At 67.4% G+C, this 16,571-nt stretch carries 18 protein-coding genes; 1 reads left to right on the top strand and 17 read right to left on the bottom strand.

The window, feature by feature from the left end; genetic code table 11:
- Positions 1-34: 34 nt before the first annotated feature.
- The 14 genes from G6N58_RS07600 to G6N58_RS07535 all read right to left on the bottom strand — a co-directional run bounded on the left by G6N58_RS07600 (position 35) and on the right by G6N58_RS07535 (position 13,005).
- On the bottom strand, positions 35-1,240 hold the full coding sequence (locus G6N58_RS07600) for an alpha-D-ribose 1-methylphosphonate 5-triphosphate diphosphatase (RefSeq protein WP_115279144.1): 1,206 nt from the start codon (positions 1,238-1,240) through the stop codon (positions 35-37).
- Complete coding sequence (locus G6N58_RS07595; RefSeq protein WP_115279145.1) at positions 1,225-1,899, bottom strand: ATP-binding cassette domain-containing protein; 675 nt, start codon at positions 1,897-1,899, stop codon at positions 1,225-1,227. The genes G6N58_RS07600 and G6N58_RS07595 overlap by 16 nt, the downstream gene beginning before the upstream one ends.
- Positions 1,896-2,759 (bottom strand): ATP-binding cassette domain-containing protein, encoded by an 864-nt coding sequence (locus G6N58_RS07590; RefSeq protein ID WP_115279146.1) that lies wholly within the window; start codon positions 2,757-2,759, stop codon positions 1,896-1,898. Before G6N58_RS07590 ends, G6N58_RS07595 begins: the two co-directional genes overlap by 4 nt.
- The gene (locus tag G6N58_RS07585) at positions 2,756-3,634 is read right to left on the bottom strand and encodes an alpha-D-ribose 1-methylphosphonate 5-phosphate C-P-lyase PhnJ (RefSeq protein ID WP_115279147.1); all 879 of its coding nucleotides are present in this window, start codon (positions 3,632-3,634) and stop codon (positions 2,756-2,758) included. Before G6N58_RS07585 ends, G6N58_RS07590 begins: the two co-directional genes overlap by 4 nt.
- Positions 3,631-4,659, bottom strand: coding sequence for a carbon-phosphorus lyase complex subunit PhnI (locus G6N58_RS07580; RefSeq protein WP_115279148.1), 1,029 nt, complete (start codon positions 4,657-4,659; stop codon positions 3,631-3,633). Before G6N58_RS07580 ends, G6N58_RS07585 begins: the two co-directional genes overlap by 4 nt.
- Positions 4,659-5,222 (bottom strand): phosphonate C-P lyase system protein PhnH, encoded by a 564-nt coding sequence (gene phnH / locus G6N58_RS07575; RefSeq protein WP_115279149.1) that lies wholly within the window; start codon positions 5,220-5,222, stop codon positions 4,659-4,661. The genes G6N58_RS07580 and phnH overlap by 1 nt, the downstream gene beginning before the upstream one ends.
- Positions 5,219-5,635 (bottom strand): phosphonate C-P lyase system protein PhnG, encoded by a 417-nt coding sequence (locus G6N58_RS07570; RefSeq protein WP_115279150.1) that lies wholly within the window; start codon positions 5,633-5,635, stop codon positions 5,219-5,221. The genes phnH and G6N58_RS07570 overlap by 4 nt, the downstream gene beginning before the upstream one ends.
- On the bottom strand, positions 5,632-6,348 hold the full coding sequence (locus tag G6N58_RS07565) for a GntR family transcriptional regulator (protein WP_172544994.1): 717 nt from the start codon (positions 6,346-6,348) through the stop codon (positions 5,632-5,634). Before G6N58_RS07565 ends, G6N58_RS07570 begins: the two co-directional genes overlap by 4 nt.
- Positions 6,349-6,365: 17 nt before the next feature.
- Entirely contained in the window at positions 6,366-7,199 is an 834-nt protein-coding gene (phnE, locus tag G6N58_RS07560; RefSeq protein ID WP_172544995.1) for a phosphonate ABC transporter, permease protein PhnE, read from the bottom strand.
- Complete coding sequence (gene phnC, locus G6N58_RS07555) at positions 7,196-7,999, bottom strand: phosphonate ABC transporter ATP-binding protein (protein WP_232067775.1); 804 nt, start codon at positions 7,997-7,999, stop codon at positions 7,196-7,198. Before phnC ends, phnE begins: the two co-directional genes overlap by 4 nt.
- Position 8,000: 1 nt before the next feature.
- Entirely contained in the window at positions 8,001-8,891 is an 891-nt protein-coding gene (locus G6N58_RS07550) for a phosphate/phosphite/phosphonate ABC transporter substrate-binding protein (RefSeq protein ID WP_068919265.1), read from the bottom strand.
- Between the two features lie 137 nt (positions 8,892-9,028).
- Positions 9,029-10,783 carry a metallophosphoesterase family protein gene (locus G6N58_RS07545; RefSeq protein ID WP_147289352.1) on the bottom strand — a complete coding sequence of 585 codons (1,755 nt, stop codon included), beginning with the start codon at positions 10,781-10,783 and terminating at the stop codon, positions 9,029-9,031.
- 80 nt (positions 10,784-10,863) lie between these two features.
- Positions 10,864-12,246 (bottom strand): outer membrane porin GjpA, encoded by a 1,383-nt coding sequence (gjpA, locus tag G6N58_RS07540; protein WP_115279152.1) that lies wholly within the window; start codon positions 12,244-12,246, stop codon positions 10,864-10,866.
- A 159-nt stretch (positions 12,247-12,405) separates the two neighbouring features.
- On the bottom strand, positions 12,406-13,005 hold the full coding sequence (locus G6N58_RS07535; protein WP_115279153.1) for a TetR/AcrR family transcriptional regulator: 600 nt from the start codon (positions 13,003-13,005) through the stop codon (positions 12,406-12,408).
- Between the two features lie 94 nt (positions 13,006-13,099).
- Here G6N58_RS07535 and G6N58_RS07530 point away from each other — a divergent pair, with 94 nt between their 5' ends.
- Positions 13,100-13,582, top strand: coding sequence for a nuclear transport factor 2 family protein (locus G6N58_RS07530; RefSeq protein ID WP_068919263.1), 483 nt, complete (start codon positions 13,100-13,102; stop codon positions 13,580-13,582).
- Positions 13,583-13,588: 6 nt separating this feature from the next.
- Here the strand turns inward: G6N58_RS07530 and G6N58_RS07525 are convergent, their stop codons facing one another.
- The 3 genes from G6N58_RS07525 to G6N58_RS07515 are packed head-to-tail and all read right to left on the bottom strand — an operon-like array spanning position 13,589 to position 16,547.
- On the bottom strand, positions 13,589-14,467 hold the full coding sequence (locus G6N58_RS07525; protein ID WP_163907975.1) for an ABC transporter permease: 879 nt from the start codon (positions 14,465-14,467) through the stop codon (positions 13,589-13,591).
- Positions 14,464-15,405 (bottom strand): ABC transporter permease, encoded by a 942-nt coding sequence (locus G6N58_RS07520; protein ID WP_232067773.1) that lies wholly within the window; start codon positions 15,403-15,405, stop codon positions 14,464-14,466. The genes G6N58_RS07525 and G6N58_RS07520 overlap by 4 nt, the downstream gene beginning before the upstream one ends.
- The gene (locus tag G6N58_RS07515; protein WP_068919262.1) at positions 15,402-16,547 is read right to left on the bottom strand and encodes an ABC transporter substrate-binding protein; all 1,146 of its coding nucleotides are present in this window, start codon (positions 16,545-16,547) and stop codon (positions 15,402-15,404) included. The genes G6N58_RS07520 and G6N58_RS07515 overlap by 4 nt, the downstream gene beginning before the upstream one ends.
- Positions 16,548-16,571: the final 24 nt, after the last annotated feature.

The following is a 16,571-nucleotide window of genomic DNA, read 5'->3' as shown; positions in this document are numbered from 1 at the left end:
GGGCCGGTCAGCCGGTGACCGGCGTGCTGGTCGGTCAGGCTGTCGCCGGCACGGCTGTCATCCCAGGAAGGGGCTCCACCGCTGCGCGCCGGAACACCAGCCGCCCGTCACGCCACAGCGCGGTACCCACGTGCGCCGGCCGCTCGGGAGAATCGGTGTGAAACGGTCGCACCCGCCGTAGGGACGCGGTGAGCACGGTGCCGACCTCGATGGTGGGCGACACCAACCCCAGTATCTTCGCCGGATTCGTCGACACGAGATCGATCCCGTGAGACAGCGACACGCCGTGAGCGCGGGCCAGTACGTGCGGTGCGGAATGCATTGCGATCGGCAGATAGTCCGAGCAGAGCACGTCGCACACTCCGGCCTCGATGGCTTCTGCCGCAAGCACGTTGCCCGTCGACGTCGAGCGGCCCCGCAGGGCGTTGGGAGCACCGAGCACCACTGCCATCCCGAGCTCGTGCGCTCGGCGCGCCGCCGCCATGCTCAGCGGGAACTCGGCAACCCGGGCCCCGAACGCGAACGCTTCGTCGATGTGTTCCTCGGTACGGTCGTCATGCGTGGCCAGCACGATGCCGCGGCTCGCGGCGAGTGCCGCCACCGCCTGCCGACGCTCGGCGATGCGGCTCAGCTGATGCGCGTCGACGGTGAAGATCTGCGCGACCTCGGCTTCGGACACTCCCCAGTCCTGCGCGTAGAAGGCCTGGGTCTCGGCCAGTGACGAGAACCTGCTGCGGGCCACCGAGGTCTCCATCATGGAGATCAACGCCACCCGCGACGACGCCGCGAGCACGGCATGCAGCGCGTCCACGGCGCCCTCGTCGGTGAGCTCGACCCGGGCGTGAATCCGCCAGTCACAGGCCAGCATCGGCGCCAGCTCCTCCAGCACCGCGGCCAGCACGGCCGCATCGGCGATCGCGATGCCCTTGCGCGGAGAGTCCTCGCAGCGGGCCGCGATGCAGACGGTGCTGATGCCGGCGGCTGCACATTCTGCGTCCAGCACCGGGATGATCGCCGCGTGCTCGAGTGACACGGTGGCTCGCGGGCGGCGGCGCTGCAGCAGGTTGTCCAGGTGCAGGTCTACCGCGCCGGGCACGAGGTAGAGGTCGTCCCCGGCAGCCGCGTCCGGCGTGATGTCCTCGACGCGGCCGTGTGCGTCGAGCGTCACGATCGCATTCGGAATTGCTTCGCGCCCGCCGCCGGGAACGACGGTGACGCCCTCGATCACACTGTCTGCCATGTTATTTCTCCTTGTCTGAGTTCGCCGACCGCTGAGGCGATCGACGCGAGTGGGCTGTCGGCCGCGGCGGTCACGATGACCGCCGCGCCGGCGGTGGTTGCTTCGAGCAGCCAGGTGGCAAGGGCCCGGTGTGGGGCGTACTCGTCGGGTCTGTCGAGAACCATGAAGGCTCGGTCGGCGAGCAGGGCGGCTGTCAGCGCCACCAGATGGCGTTGGGGCGAACGCAACCGACCCAGTGGTGTCAGCGCCACCTCAGCGGCATCGAGACGGGCCAGCCCGGCCGCGGCGATCTCGGAACTGCAGCGCGCTGCCCGGGCGACTGCAGCCTGGGCCGGCAGGGTGGGGGCGGTGGCCAAAGGGCCGTCGAAGGTGGCGATGTGGTGGGCGCGCAGCCACGCCACCGCGCGGGGGTCCGCCCCGGTGAGGTCCGCCTCGCCGCGGTCGCCGAGGCGGAGCGTCACCTCGCCGGCGTCCGGCCGGTAGACCCCGGTCAGGCAGCGGGTCAGGGTGGTGCGGCCCGAGCCGGCGGCCCCGCGGATCAGCGTGAGCTGACCACCTGCCGCGTTCAGTACCGCGCCGCGTAGGACGTCGGCGCCGTTGTCGAAACGCTTGGACAGCCCGGCCGCCGTGATGGTCGTCGTCGCGACGGTAGTGGTCATGTCAGCCTCGAAGACACGAGAAGTCGGGTGTAGGGATGCTGGGGATCTTCGAGCACTTGCTCGGTGATGCCCTGCTCGACGATGCGCCCGTGGTGCAGCACGAGCACACGTGAGGCGAGGATGCGCACCGCTGCCAGATCGTGGGAGACCACGATGGTCGCCGAACCCAGTGAATCAGCCACCCGCGCAACGGCTTCGAGCAGGTCAGCTTGTACGGATGGGTCGAGTCCGGTGGTCGGCTCGTCCAGCAACAACAGTTGCGGCGGGTCCACGAGAGCGCGCGCGAGTTGTACACGTTGCTGCATGCCGCCGGAGAAGGTCATCAGGGCATCGTTGTGCCGTTCCGGTCGCAACCCCAGCTCGCCGAGCAGTTCTCCGGCCTGCGCTTGGGTGTCGGCGAAGTGGCGCGCACCGCCACCGAGTAGCCGCTCGGCGACATTGGAGGCGGCCCCCAACCGCGGGTAGAGGCCCGCCGCCAGCGCGTTCTGGTGCACCATCACCACCGTCGATCGCTTCAGCGCTGCGGTATGACCGGCCCGGCCGAACAGGTCGCCGTGTCCGGCGACCGCCATGGAACCGGCCTCGGGGGTGAGGTCGAGGTTGAGGCACCGGAGCAGAGTCGTCTTGCCCGATCCCGACTCGCCGACCACACCGAGGACCTCATGCGGGCCGATCTCGAACGAGGCCTGGTGCACGGCCACGACGGCACCGCAGTTGCGGCATCGATTGGTGCCGGCCTCCTCCCCGGTCAGCTCGATGCAGCGCTCGCACCCCGCTCCGAAGCGGTGAGATACGCCGCTGACGGAGACCACCGCCGCCGGTGGCTGCAGGGCGGCCGCCATCGTGGTGGTTGCGGTCATGGCGCGGTCTCCTCACGACGGCTCCGGCAGGCGTCCTCGTCACTGCAGCACCACACCAGGGTGGCTCCTGGTCCGTCGGTGGGCACCCGGTAGGACGTCGTGCTGTCACAGCGCCGACAGGGGCCGCCGGCCGCCTCCGGCTCCAAGGCGACGTCATCGAAAGCCAGTGGTACCACCGGGGTGTAGGGCGGCAATGCCGTCAGCCGGGCCCGCCGGCCGGCGCCGAGCAGGATGGGATGTGGCCGCCGGTCGAGCCGCAGGACGTCGTGGCGCGGGATCGGGCTCGGGCTCATCAGGCGGGCGCCGTCGACCAGGACGGGATGGTCGGCGCCGGTGCGCGGGCCGCCGAGTCGGGCTTGGGCGTCGTAGAGATCCAGCCAGGCCGGCGTGTAATCGCCTTCGGCGTGGCGCGCCAGGGCCGCGATGTCGTCGGACACCACCCGCCGCAGCGGCTCGGGGTGGGGCACCTGGAGTACCAGGAGTTGGTCGGCCCTGAGTTCGATCTCGGGGATGCGGTGCCGACTCTGGATGATGGTCGCCGCGGCGGTGCTGGTGGTGGCCTGGCACTGTGCGGATGTACTGATCAAAGTGCGCATGCTGACCGCGTTGACCGACATGTCATCGCCCTGATCGATCACCTTGACGGTATCGGTGGGCCCGACCACTGACAGGGTCACCTGCAGACCGCCGCTACCCCAGCCGCGCGCCACCGGCATCTCGCGGGAGGCAAACGGCACCTGCCAGCCGGGGATCGCCAACGCCTTCAGGATCGCCCGCCGCACATTGCGTTTGGTGTCCTCGTCGAGATAGGCGTAGGCCTCCCGACGGGCGTGCTGTGCGGCCAGCGAGGCCACCGTCACAGGTGGGGACGTCATCGTGGCTCCTTGGCGGCTGCTTGGGCGAGATAGGCGGTGAATCCTGCGTAGTGGGGGAGGCGGAGGTGCTCGACGAACCCGATGGTGGCGGGGCCGTCGGTGGCGGCGATGACGGTCTGCTCGTCGAGCAGCAGTGGTTCGGCAAGCTCGCCGTCGGCCAGCATGGCCGCGTCCAGCAGCGCCAGCGCGATGGCGCGACGCTCGACAGTGCCCAGCGTGGCGCCCCACCCGAGGGCAAGACCGGGCCGCCCGTCGACGTCAGCATCCAGCACCACCTCGACCTCGGTGATAGGCACTTCTCCCACGGCTACCGCAATACCGCTGCGAGGGTGAGGGATTCGCAGGCTCACGGTGGCCACGCTGAGTTCCACCAGCACCGCCTCTTGCCGGCGGCCCAGGATCATGGCGGCCAGCGACACCAGAGCGCCGGTTTCGCCGCGGGCCAGCATGGCCAGCCGGTTGGGTCTGGTGTGCGGCGCCACCAAAACGGAGCGAGCGGGGTCGTCACCGGGCCCGTCTGCCGGAGCCGACTTGGTGGGTGCTCCCTGGATGAGGTCTCGTACCCGTACGGTGTCGGCGCGCCGGGGGGCGTCCTCGGTGGCCGGATCAGGCGTCCCCGGTGTCGGGTGCGCGGGAGCCGGCGGGGCCTCACCCGTGTCGTTGTGAGTTGTCCAATCCAGCTGGCGGGTGGTCAGTTCCGGTGCGAAGCCCAGCCACTGACCGCCTGGAATCTGCGGATAGGCCGACGACAGCCGGCGGGTCAGCACCGTATCGGTGGATTGTATGGTCAGGGTGTCGACATGTGGTTGGGCGGCCGCCCAGACCCGCAACATGGAGACCGCGTGTGACGGGTCGCCGTGCGACTGGTCGAGCGCTCGCCGCGCGGCGGCCGGCTCCCACAGCCCGGCCTCGGCGCAGATCTGTTCCTCCAGCATGGCGGTGTTGACCTCGTTGCCACGGCGTGAGGAGCGCGCGATGGCGCGGGCGGCGTCCAGCGCGGGGTTCTCGTGCATGCTGGCATACATCACGCCACCGCCTGGAGGCTGACGCTGCGGGGAAGCCCGATCAGACAGTCCGGGGTGACGATGAAGATGTCGAGCCCCATCGGAGGGTTTTGATTCGCCACCACCAGCGCCTGCTGTGCCAGCTCGTCCAGCGGAATTCGATGCGTCACCGGCTCGCGTAATCCCGGACCGGCCAAGCGCACTGGTCGGGTCGGCCCGGTCGAGGCGATCACCAGCGTCGCGCTGCTCTCGGGATTGGTAGGGGTGCCACGCCGTGCGTGCACGATGGCGGGGGCCGGCGGGCCATCTACCAGAACCCAGTCGGCGGCACCCAGGTCGGTCGAGTCGGCCCCGGTGGCGGTGCGCGCTGCGGCAGCCACCTGTGCGGCCGCGTCGCCGCCGTGAATGGCAAGTCCCAGGCCTCGGTCGAGCAGGGCGAGCAGAACCGCTGCGGCGCGGTCGAGTTCGGGCCGGTCGGTCATGTCGGGTGTCTGAGGAAGCTCGAACGGTGTCCCCGGTGAGCACAGCGCGTGCATGCAGGCAAGGAAGGTGCTTCTGCTGTCGTGCACCGGGTCCCACGTCATGACTGCTCCAATCGGGTCGACGACACCAGGTCGGCACGCCTGCGTGCCCGCACGGCCCGCTCGTGCACAGCATCGCGGCACAGTTGTTCGACCTGCTCGCGGTGCGGTCCGTCGCGTTCGTACTCCGCGTCACAGATCGCGGCGGCGGCGGCCACCGCCGGGTCATAGCCGGTTCGAATGCCGTCGCCGCGGGTACCTGCCAGTTCGACGGTGCAGCGGGTCAGGGCCACGTGGCCCAGCACGGTGGTGGCGTCGTCCGTCCCCGGGATGGGCACCCGAACCGCGGCGGTGACCGATTCCGGCCCGGTGATCACCGCCACCGGCACGGCCGTGGCCAGGATGTCGTCGGCCAGCTGTTCCAGCGTCTGCGGGTCGGCGAAACTCAGTGCCTCCATGCGTTCTTCGGGACTCATCCGAGATCCACCGTAAATTGGACCTGGTCGCCGCGGAAGCGGTGTTGCACTGCGGCCACCGGGCTGCCGTCCTGGTCGATGTTCAGGCCGCGCATCTCCAGAATTGCTGCCCCGACCCTGATCCGGAGGTGTTCGGCTTCCTCGGGTTCGGCCAGGCTGGCCGCAAAGGTGCGTGGTGCCCGGCGCATCCGTACTCCGTAATGGTCGAGCAGATGGTCGAACAGTGAAGTGTCCCCGGCCCACTGCTGGGCCAACTGCGGGAACCGTTCGGTGGGCACCGAAGTCATCGACATCGACCACGGCTCGCCGTCGACGAGCCGCAGTGTCCGGCACACGAACAGGGGCTGCGCGGTCTGGAGCGCGTCGCTACGCTCGGACGTCTCGACGATGCCGGTGGACAGAACGGTGATGTCCACCCGGTGCCCGAGCTCGCGCATGTTGCGGGTGAAGCTTGCGTCGCTGCCGGCCGACATGTCGTACCGCATCCTGGGCGTGGCGACGAAAGAGCCCTTACCACGGACGGTTTCAATGAGGCCACGCTGATTGAGTTCGTCGAGTGCCCGCCGCACCGTGAGGCGGTTGACATCGAACTCCCGGGACAGTTCGGCTTCGCTGGGCAGCTTGTCGCCGGGCTTGGCCTGCCGGGTGAGGCGGGTTTCCAATACGTCGCTCAGTTGGCGGTAGAGCGGCTGCCCCGCGTACCTGTTGATCATGTCCTGATGGTTGCTGATCACCGTCCGTCACTTCCCAGGACGCGCCGACGTATCGCCGCAGCGGCCCTCTCGAATGCCACCACAACGACAAGGATCGCCAGGATGATGGTGGCGGCTTCGTCATAGCGCAGCAACGTCATCGAGGTCGCCAGTTCAATGCCGATGCCGCCGGCGCCGACCAGTCCGAGGACCACCGAGGATCGTGCGGAGGATTCCAGGGCGAACATCGATGTGGTGACGAAGGACGGTGTGCAGGCGGGAAGGACGCCGCCGGCGAGCACTCCGAAGCGGGGTGCCCCCAGCGCGTGCAGGCCTTCGATGCGCCCGGGGTCGATGTCCTCGATGCTCTCGGCGAAGAATCGGCCGCAGAAACCCATCACGTCCACCGCGATCGCCAGCACACCCGCCTCGGGCCCGAGTCCCACCGCGATCACGAAGATCAGACCCCACACCAGGTCGGGGATGGTCCTGCTGACGGTGATGATGCCCCGGCTCAGCGCATACAGCGACCAGTGCGGTGAGGTGTTGCGCGCGGCGAGTACAGCCAGCGGTACGCTCAGGATCACCCCGACGACGGTCCCGAGCAACGCCATCTCCACAGTCACGAGCAGCGCCTTGAGGATGGGGCCCAGCCGGTGGGTGTCGGGGGGAACTGCGTCGGACAGGAAGTCGCCGAGGCGGAACACACCGGAGGCCAGTGAGTCGGGATGCAAGGCGGCGCCCTGGGTCCAGCCGTGAACGAGCAGGCCGCCGACCACGAGCACGATCACCAGCGAGAACAGGCTGGGCCGCCGTAACCGCGGTGGTGACACCGTGGTGTCGCCCGGTGGCGGCATCGTGGCGCGGCTCATGAGACACCGCCGGCGAAGACCGGAGCCAACTGCGCTGCATCGCAGTCCGCGGATAGTTGATCGAACTCGACTGTGCCGCCGCGTAACCCGACCACTCGGCTGGCGTAGCGCAGGGCCAGATCCATCTGGTGTAGGGCCATCACCACAGTGACGTTGCGTTCGGCGGCGATCGAGGACAGCAGCTCCATGACCGTGGTCGCCGAGGCCGGGTCCAGGCTGGCCACCGGTTCATCAGCCAGGATCAGCGTCGGTCGCTGCATCAGCATCCGAGCGATCGCCACGCGCTGCTGTTGGCCCCCCGACAAGGTGTCGACCCGCTGGCCGGCCATCCCGGCCAGGCCCACTTGCTCCAGGCTCTCCATGGCCTCGCGACGCACGTCGGCCGGGCTGGTCAGCGGCCAGGCGCAGCGGGTGCCGTGCCGCCCCATGGCGCCGTGGACGACGTTGTGGAACACCGTGAGACGAGGAATGAGGTGGAAGCGCTGGAAGACGAAGCCGACGTCGCGCCGGATGCCCCGCAACGCACGCTTCGGCGCGGCGGTCACGTCCGTCCCGGCCAGAGCCACTGTGCCGCTGGTGGGTTCGATCAACCGAACCAGGCAGCGCAACAGAGTGGACTTGCCCGCACCGTTGGTTCCGATCAGAGCCACCGTCTCGCCGTGCCCGATCCGGAGATCGACCCCCGCGAGGACGTCTGCGTTGCCTCGTCGGAAGCGCATCCGGAGATCCCGGACCTCGATTGCCATGTCGGCGGCGGTGCGGGCAGGGTTGAGACCCGGCAGGCGGGAGGACGTGACCACCTCAGTTCCCCAGGAACTGGGAGAAGTCGTTGACGCCGACCGCTTGGTACATGGACCGAACACGGTCGTAATCCCGGTCGGTTACTTCGACGAGTTCCGCGCCGGCGAACTTGGCGTTGTCCTTGCCTTCCAACATTGCGGTCAGCAGCTCCGGAAAGTGTTCCTGAAAGGCAGTTTTGAGTGCAGCCGAGGTCTGTGGGTCGAGGCCTTGACGGCCGACCAGCAGATCCGGCGGCAGGTTCTCGCCGCGCTCGATCACCCGGAACTGGGTGGCGTCGTCGGTGGCCATGGCCTCGTCATAGTCATGGCATCCGACGCCGGCAGCGTCGACATCGCCCCGCTTGAGCGCCTGGTGCACGGCGTCACCGACGGTGAGGATCTCGACGTCGGCGGTCGGTTGCAGGCCCGCGTCCATCAGGAGCTGCGAGGGGCCGAGATGACCGCTGGTGGAACCGACGTCGGTCATGGCGACTTTCTTGCCGCGCAGTTGGTCGAGACTGGTGATGTCGCTGTCGGCGCGGGTGTAGATGCAGGAGCGGTAGTTGTCACGGTCGATGGCGACGATGGGCTCAGCCCCGGTGCGTTCGTGGATGACGACGTATTCGGCGGGCCCGGTGAACACGACATCCACCCGGTCGGCACCCAGGGCGGCCGCGGCAGCGGTGCGGTCGTTCACTGCGACGAACTCGATGTCGAGTCCGGAGTACTCTTCCAGCGCTCCCTGGAATGCGCCGAATTCGCGTTGCAGTTCCTCGAGACCCTGCAGATCCGTGACGGCAAAGCGGACGGTGCCGGCCTGTTCCTCGTCGGTGGGCGCACTGCTGCAGCCGACAGCGAGCATCGCCGCGGACAGTGCTACGACAGCGCCTGCGCTGAATCTGTGTCCGAACATTGGATTTCCCGTTCTGTTGCTCTCCGGCAGTTGGTGTCTACATGTCTAGATAAGTAGTTCTAACTGCCGGTTAACGGGGTCTGTCGGACGGCGCAACGTATCGCGGACGGACGGAGGAACGGAGGGACGCGAATATCTCAGAGTTGGAGTACGTCGAACATGACCGCCGAGCCGTGCGGGTCCGCCATGTCGACATACCAACTGGTGACCGTGCCGGTTCCGGTGTCCAGCGCCTGGAACACCACGAGATTGTCGTCGGCGATGAAGGGCAGCGGTCGGCCCAGGGTGTCGGTGACGGGTGCCGTGGTCGGCAGTGCAGGCCGGAGGCCGCCGGGATCACCGTGCACGCAATAGTTCTCGGGGTTCCAGGGCGCTGGAGGTACCCGGCGCTGCCTGCCCGATGCGGGGTCGAAGGCGCCGAAGCTGTTGCCGGTGTTCGACCCCTCGAGGTAGTTGACACCCGTGGGAGAGACAAATCGGTTCCACAGGTGGTTGTGGCCGTTGAGCACGAGGTCCACTCCCGCGGCTTCGAGCAGAGGCGCTACGTCATGCAGCAGGATGTCCTCGGCAGCCGGGTAGTCATAGCGATATCCGACCACCGTCCCGCGGGCGTCACGGTCTTCGGTACGCAGCGGGTGCGCGAACGGCGGCGTGGCGTTCTCGCCCAGACTGTGCGGGCCCTCGTGCAGCATGACCACGGTGTACCGGGCGGCGCGGAAAGCCGGGGACTCCAACTCCTCTCGTAACCAATCATATTGGCGTGAACCGACACCGAGATCCTCGAAGAGAAGCGCACCGTGTCCGCGCTCCAGTGGATCGTCCACAGAAGTACGGCAATCCTGGTATCGCGTGGTGGCGGTGCGCATGGCCGGATCCGGATCGGCACCTTCACCGCGCCAGGCCCGGGTGGCGAACAGCACGATGAGCCGGACGTCGCCCACGGTGGTGGCGTAGTAGGGCCTGCCGCCGGGCAACGAGAAGATCTCCTGGAACGTGGTGGTGGAGAACGAGTTGTCCTCGATCCACGAGGCTTTGACACCCGGGTCATCACCCGGATTGATCGCTGCGGCGTTGCGGTGGTACTCGGCCTCGGCCACAGCGCGGGGGACGGGATTGCTGAACGACGCGGCCAAGGTGCTGTGTCCAGCGCGTCGGCCCTGCACGTCGTGGTTACCGATCGCCGGATAGATGGGCGCGTGCTGGAGGATCTGACCGCCGCGGTAGACCCTTCCGTCGGTGCCGGTGCGGGCGCCCCGCGCCTGCATCGTGGGAAAGAAGCCCGAGCCGCTGTCATCGTCGAACCACTCCGACGCCCGGTCAGGCACGTTCACCAGGTCGCCTGCGGCGAAGACCGCATCGATGGCGCCGAGGTGCGAGGTGATGGTGGCGGCGGCGAAGTGCAGGTTGGCCGCGGTGTTGACGGTCAGCTGGTGGTCGGAGGTCAGCATGATCACCGCGGGCTCGCCGGGCCGGAGCGGCCCGCGGACGGTGAAGCTGTCGGAAACGGCGATTGCCGCACCGGTCACACTGGCCACGCGGTACGGGGTTCGGACGCCTGCGGGTACGTCGATCAGGGCGTGATGCCGATGGACAGCTCTGGCGACGATGCCCTGCGCCGGTCTGCGGCCCGGCGGCAACCGCGACTCAGCGTCCTCGGCGACCCGCGACAACGTGGTGGTGTGGGCGCTGACCACCCGCACGCCCGGGGCAGACTCGCCTGCGATGAGCCGGTGTACCTGCTCCGCCGACATCGCTGCCACCGGTTCGCCGACGATCACGTGGTGTGTACCGCCGCCGAACTCGGTGAACCACGCCACTTCGGTGACATCCGGGTGCGGCCGCTGCAGGAACGGGTCGGTGAGCAAGGTGATCGGTGGGGCGGGCCGCTTCACCCGCACAGTGTGCAGGATGTGAGAGAGTCCGGGCCAAGACAGCCCCGAGCCGCGGACAGGCTCGGGGCTGTGCTGGTCGTCTACTCCGCGGCGGAGTCGTTGGAGGAGGCGTCACCGCCGTCGTCGGACCCGCTGGAGTCGTTCGACTCGGTGCTGTCGGTCGATTCAGAGCTCGGCTCCGACTCCGGACTCGACTCCTCGGTCTCGCTGCCCTCGGCGCTGTCCTCGTCCTCCGCCGAGCTGTCTTCGTCAGCGGCCGCGCTCTCCTCGGTCGACTCGTCCTCGGTCTCGGTCACGGGCTCGTCAGCTTCGACGTCCTCTGCGGCCTCGTCGTCGGTGGCGGTGCCACTGTCGGACCCCTGCGGTTGCGCGGGTGTGGAATCGCCCTCGCCCTCGATGTCGGCAGCCGGGGCCTCGGCCGCCGGATCCGCAATCTCTGGGCCCGACGCCGGCGCCGCCGTCGGCAGGTCGACATTCACCAACGCCGCGTTCTTGCTCGGCGTCGCAGTCACGGCGTCGACCTCGCTGGTGGCCGGCTCGGGCGTATCCAGCGGCGGGGCAAGAGGATTGCCGGTTCCATCCCAGCCGAGGGCCTTGGCGATCTGCTGGGCCATGCCGATCAGTGAACCGAGCGCACCCGGGCCCACGCCGATGGGGCCGCTGCCGTCGCCGAGGTCGATGGTGAGGGCGTTGAAGATCGATCCGCCCGGGCTGAGCAGGCCGCCGAACACCAAGTCGGCGGAGAAGGTCAGGCCGGGAAGGGGAGACTCGACGCCGACAGCGTTGAGCAGGGGGGTGATGTCGATGGACTGGCCTCCGTTGAGAAACGCGTCCACCATGGCGGCCGGGGTGTTGATCACGGTGTTGAGCGCGGCCTCGATGTCGGGGGCGCTGCTGGTCAGGTTGTCGACCACCGACTGCAGGCTGCCGCCGAGCGCCAGCACGGGGTTGATGATCGGGCCCACCAGACCGAGCAGGACACCGCTGAGGTAGGTGGTGCTGAACTCCACCAGCGGGGTCAGGTTCGCCGGCACCACCGGGTCGATGATCGGCGGCAAGCCGTTGAGCAGCAGGTCGTAGATGATGGCGTGCAGCGAGTCCAGCGTGCTGAGGTCCTCGGCGAACGGCGCCTGAATGGCTGCAACGGTGTTCTGCGCGATCTGCTCGGCAATGGCCGGGAAGTCGGGGAGCTGGCTCAGATAGCCGATCTGGTTGGCGATGATCTGCTGCAGTACCGGCGCCGGTGCCTCCAGCCAGGCGGCGGCCAGGTTGGCGAAGTTGATCTCGGCGTCGTTGAACGTTTCCAGCCACGGGGTGATCGGGTCGATGGCCGCGCTGAGCTGGACCGACGGGCTGACGGCCTCGCCGCGCAGCACCGGCGGATGTACCGGGCTGACCGCAATTGCACCGGCGCTGACCAGCGCGACACCGGCGGCGAGAGAGGAACGGGCAGCAGCGTGCATGGGCTTTCCTTTACCTGAATGTGACCAACAACAGACGGAACCTACTCGGAAGTAAGTTGAGCTGTCTGCGGAATCGTCAATTTTGATTAGGAAAACAAAATATGTCCGGCGCCGAAGCGAACGTCAGTGGCCGGATTGCGAAAGCCGTTGGCTTGGAGGCTACTCGGGCACACTCGCCATGAGTGCGTCGGCGATGGTCGCCAAGGCCTTGACCGCAGCAGCTGCCCCACAGGTGTACTGGGCGTGCACCACTGCGCCGTCCACAGCTACGCCCAGAGCCTGGGCCGTGCGGGCGCGGTGCGGTCCCGGCGGCAGGGTGTCCCTGATCGCGGCAACCATGTCGGCCTTGTGCCTCGCCGCGATGTCGTGCACCTCGGGTAGGTCGCCGCCGAGCTCGTTGACACTGTTGATGAAGGCGCATCCGCGGAACGACTCCGCCGTGAGCCACTCCTCGACGGCCGCGACGACCGGCGCGCGCCTCTGCCTACCCGCGGCGGCATGCCGCGCCAGCGCCTCCCGAAACCACTGCATCCAGCGGTGGTGGCGGAGTTCGAGGAAGGCGATGATCAGCGCATCCTTACTGGGGAAGTGGCGGTAGAACGTCACCTTGGTGACCCGGGCCTCGGCGATCACGGTGTCGATTCCGGTCGCGCGGATTCCGTCGCGGTAGAACAGCCGATAGGCAGTGCTCAGAATGCGCTCACGCGCAGACAGGGACGACAGGTCAAGCGGGGGATCCAGGATGTCGGTCACGCTCACAGCCTTAGTGTAGACAGATCTGTCTACACAAGCTACCGTCACTCATGTAGACAAACCTGTCTACCAACGACGACCCGCCCGAAAGTGAGACGACATGACCACGTCGACAGAAGTGAAACTCCCGGTCCCGCCCTTCACTGACGAGTCCGCCACCCGTAAGGTCCGGCTGGCCGAGGATGCGTGGAACACCCGCGATCCCCAGGTCGTGTCCATGGCCTACTCGCTGGACAGCCGCTGGCGAAACCGCTCGGAATTCGTCACCGGCCGGGAGAACATTGTCGAGTTCCTCGCCGGCAAGTGGGAACGTGAGCACGAGTACCGCTTGATCAAGGAACTGTGGGCGCACAGCGACAACCGCATCGCGGTGCGGTTCGCCTACGAGTATCACGACGGCTCCGGCGCATGGTTCCGTGCGTACGGCAACGAGAACTGGATGTTCAACGAGTCCGGTCTGATGACTCACCGGCATGCCAGCATCAATGACGTGCCGATCCAGGAGAGCGACCGGAAATTCTTCTGGGACCGCAGCGGCCCGCGCCCTGCCGACCATCCCAGTCTGTCCGGCCTCGGCCTGTGAACTAGCTCAGCGCCCCACCATCGCTCCGGTGAGACCCGAGGCGCCACCGCCGTCGCCGGTCGGGTCACGTCGCAGGATCAACGCCACGATGCCCAGCACCACCAGCGTGAGTGCGAGCATCAGGGTCGACATCGCGGCAATCTCCGGCCGCAGGGACGCTTTGAGCGAGGCGAAGATGTACACCGGCCACGGCGTGGAGCCGGCCACCGACACGAATGAGGACACCACGGTGTTGTCGAGGCTGAGAGTGAATGCCAACAATGCCCCCGAGATGACGGCGGGACTGATCAACGGCAGCGTGATGTCGGTGAACCGCCGCAGTGGCGTGGCGTACAGGTCGGCAGCCGCTTCCTCGAGAGCCTCGTTCATCCCCGCCATGCGCGCACGCACGATGAACGTGACGACAGCGCTGGCGAACAGCGAGTTGGCCACGATGAGACGCACCTGCCCGACGTTGAAAAATGCGACACCCCAGTCGGTTCCGAGGCTGACAAACCAGGGCAGCAGCGAGATGGCGCTGACGATCTCGGGAGTCACCATCACCAGACCCAGCAGGACGAGCAGAGCGGGCGCCCACCATCCTGGCCGGCGGGTGAGTGCGATGCCGGCCAAGGTGCCGAGCACCGTGGACACCACTGCTGTCCCGGCGGCGGTGACCAACGACACCGAGATGGCGTTGGTGATGGCGGGATTGGCCAGCGCGTCGAGGTAGGGCTGGAGGCTGAAGCCCTCGAACGCCTGCAGCGTACGGCCGGAGTTGAACGAGAACACCACGATGACCACGATGGGGAAGAACAGGAAAGCCAGACCCAACAGACCCCATGCCGTCAGGGCGGCGTCGCCGAGAACAAACCTGCGCCGGCGCCGCGCCCCCGCGATCGTCATGAGGTCTCCTTCGTCGACAGTGACAGCGATGTCAGCGCAGTCATGATGCGGCCCAACACTTTCAGCACGCCACCGACCACCGCACTGGTACCGAAGATGGCCATCATCAGCAACACCGCCATCGCCGACCCGAGGGCCCAGTTCTGCGCGCTCTGGAACTGCGCGGCCACCATCTGGCCGACCATGCTGCCGCTGGCGCCGCCGAGCACGGTGGGGGTGATGTAATCACCCATCAGGGGTACGAAAACCAGCAGCAGCCCCGCTGTCACACCCGGCACCGCCAGCGGAAAGGTGACGTGCCAGAACGTGCTCCACGCCGTTCCACCCAGATCACGGCTGGCTTCCAACAGCTGGGGATCCAGGCGCTCGAGGGCGACGTACAGCGGCAGGATCATCAGCGGCAGGTAGTTGTACACCACGCCCAGCTGTACCGCCGCCGAGGTGTACAGCACGTGCAGCTGGTCGTCGGTGAGGTGAGCCCACTGCAATATCTCGGAGACGAAACCGGTGGGGCTCAGGGAGATCTGCCAACCGATGGTGCGGACCAGGAAGTTCGTCCAGTAGGGGATGAGCACCAGGGCCAACACCACTCCGCGCCATTTCGACGTCAGCTTCTGAGCCATCCAGTACGCCATCGGGAACGCGATCAGCAGGCAGAGCACCGTTCCGGTCGCCGCGATCTTCAATGTCCGGACGAAGATCGCGAGGAACGTCGGCGACGCGGCCTCGCTGTAGCGATCCAGGGAGAGGATGTCGTTGGCGTGGGTGGAGTAGATGCCCGGCTTGTATCCGAAGCTGTACCAGACGACCAGGCCGAACGGCAGGATGAAGAAGAACAGGATCCAGGCGCCGAGCGGCAGGGCGCCGAGACTGCCGGGCAGCCGTGGTCGGCTCCGCGGTGCTGCCTCGGCGGTCACCGGGGCGTCCACCACCGTCACTGGCCCGCCGCTGCCTTGAGTTCGTCATAGATGGCGATGATGGTGCCGTCCATCGACGTCATCTGGCTGTAGACGAGCTTCGACATCACCTCGTCGCTGATGAACACCAGATCGGGCCGCTCGATGCCGGCCTCGGTCGCCGCCTGCTCCACCCCGTCGATGCCGGTGTTGTAGCCGATGTAGGTCAGTTCCTTCAGGGACACCGCAGGGTCCAGGACGTAGTTGATGAACTGGTAGGCAGCTTCCTCGTTGGGCGCACCCTTGACGATGGCCCAGTTGTCCTGCCAGAGGTTCGCCCCCTCGGAGGGCCACACCCATTTGTAGCGCTCGGGTTCGGGGTTGTTGAGAAGGCCCAGCCGGGCGTCGCCGTTCCAGCAGTGGATCAGGGCCCGGGCCGAGGTGGAGATCGACGTGTTGGTCGAGGACTCGAAAGCCTGGACGTGGGGGGCGATCTTGTCGATGATGAACGTCCGGTATGCCTCGATGTTGGCGGGGTCGGTGGTGTTCGGGTCGATACCGTTGGCGTAGAAGTAGGTGAACGCCACCTCCCCCTGATCCTCCAGCAGCGACAGACTGCCGGAAGCTTCCTTCTGCGCGGCGTCCAGGAAGTCGGCCCAGGACGTCAGCTCGCGGTTGATGACGGTGGTGTCGTACACGTAACCCGTTGAGCCCCAGTCTTTGCACACGCTGTACTTGTTGCCCGGATCGAAGGGGGTGTCGACCACGCTGGCATTGAGGTTTTTCATGTTGGGCAGCTTGGCGTGGTCGAGCTCGGCGAGCAGGTCACCGCTGACCATCTGCTGGATCGCCGAGTGTGTGGGGACGCAGATGTCGTAACCCGAGGTGCCCTTGGCGGCACTGAGTTTGGCGATCATCTCCGGATTGGAGCCGTAGGAGTCCAGCGTGATCGAGGGACCGTTGGCCGCGGTGAACTCCTTGAGCACGTCGGGATCGTCGTACTCGCCCCAGGTGTAGATGTTCAGTGTGCCCGACGCAGAGTCACCTCCCCCGGAGGACGACGAGCAGGCGGCCAGGAATGCGCCCGCGCCCAGTGCCGCGGTGCCGCCCAGGAACATGCGGCGGCTGAGGGACTTCTGCAGTGCGGCGGGAACGAGCGCGCGCACCGGCTCTTGCTGTGCCATGGGGGTTTCTTTCCGTTGCAGGGG

The organism is Mycolicibacterium tokaiense (genome assembly GCF_010725885.1).
In the GTDB taxonomy this organism is placed as follows: Bacteria; Actinomycetota; Actinomycetes; order Mycobacteriales; family Mycobacteriaceae; genus Mycobacterium; species Mycobacterium tokaiense.
The sequence above is the reverse complement of the archived record's forward strand: the minus strand, read 5'-3'. Positions and strand labels throughout refer to the sequence as shown.